This is a genomic window from Parasphingomonas zepuensis (genome assembly GCF_036663735.1).
In the GTDB taxonomy this organism is placed as follows: Bacteria; Pseudomonadota; Alphaproteobacteria; order Sphingomonadales; family Sphingomonadaceae; genus Sphingomonas.
Genome location: NZ_JAXOJO010000045.1, coordinates 1 through 1283, shown reverse-complemented (window position 1 = coordinate 1283; position 1283 = coordinate 1). Strand labels below are relative to the sequence as shown.

Below are 1283 nucleotides of genomic sequence, written 5' to 3'. Positions count from 1 at the left end.
CGGGGATATGCCGATGATCAACGAGGTCGTTTCCAGCGAGGCGTTGCAGCGTGTACGCGCCTGGCTGGACCGCATCGCTTATGCGGATCCGGAAAAGGGGCGCTTCTGCCTCACCCGACCGTACAAGCCGGTGCAGGGCATCGAACTGCGCCGTTTTGTGGCCAGCGAGGTCAACTCGCTGAGCTTCTCTGTGCCCAAGGTTGACCGGGTTATCGATTGCATGAAGGTCGTCGTCCAGATCAAGGGTGGCTGCCGCGTCACCACCCGTATGGGCACTACGCGGATCGCGCCGTCACAGTGGATGATTCACGATTTTTCGCGAGAAATCCTGATCGAGCTGTCTCCGGATTCGGTCCAGCTGTTGCTCATCTTCCCGGCCGACTTCTTCTTTCGCAGCCGATCTCTCACGCCGGGATCGGAACTCGTTCCATTCGGCGTGGAGCCGGGTGTCGGTCGGGTCGCCGGCGGGTTTCTCGAGGTGCTCGATCGCGATTGGGCCTCGCTTTCGACCTCAGATCAAACGGACATGATCGATACGGCAGCGGCGCTCATTCAGCTCGCCATCAACGAACATGATGCCTCGCGCGCGGTTGCGTCGATGCAGGACACGATGCGCGAGCGCATCAAAAGCTTTGTGACACGCCACCTGCGCGACCCGAAGCTATCGCTCGATCGGATCGCTGATCATCTGGGATGTACGAAGCGTTATCTCCACAAGGTGTTTCGTGGCGGCGGGCAGACGCTCAGCGCCTGTATCTGGGACACACGGTTGCAGCGTTGCGCTGCCGATCTCGCCGATCCGGCCAATGAGCACCAATCCATCACGCAGATCGCCTTTTCATGGGGCTTCAACAATTCGGCGCATTTCTCGAAGATGTTCAAGGAGCGCTACGGCGTTTCGGCACGGCAGTATCGCCTGCGTCCGCTGATTCCGATCGATCCGGCCGGAACCTCGGCTTCGCGACCCGAACTGGTGCTCGCTCGCGCCGAGCGGAGTCGCTAACATGGATCGCGATCACTTCATGTCCTATGTCGCTTGCTTCAACGCGCGCAACTTTGACGGACTCCGCAGCTATTGGGCCAGCGATGTCGAACTGGAACTTCCTCCGGATCGCCAGGGCAACCGCCGTATCCTCAGCGGTCCGGACGCGATCGTCGCTTCCTACGAAAAGCTCTCCAGCTACGTGCGCGAACGTCTCGAGGTTGATTTCCTGATAATCGCCGACGGACATGTTGCCTGCGAGATGGGAACGACATTTGAGGCATTTGAAGACCATCCCGAC

The 1283-nt window shown here is 59.8% G+C and carries 2 protein-coding genes; both read left to right on the top strand.

Features of this window, described 5'->3' with window-relative positions; all coding sequences use genetic code 11:
* Nucleotides 1-1003: AraC family transcriptional regulator (locus tag U1769_RS25080; protein ID WP_332720882.1), on the top strand; the 1003-nt coding region annotated here is incomplete at its 5' end.
* A gap of 1 nt (nucleotide 1004) precedes the next feature.
* A partial coding sequence (locus tag U1769_RS25075) for a nuclear transport factor 2 family protein (protein ID WP_332720881.1) occupies nucleotides 1005-1283 on the top strand: 279 nt, incomplete at its 3' end.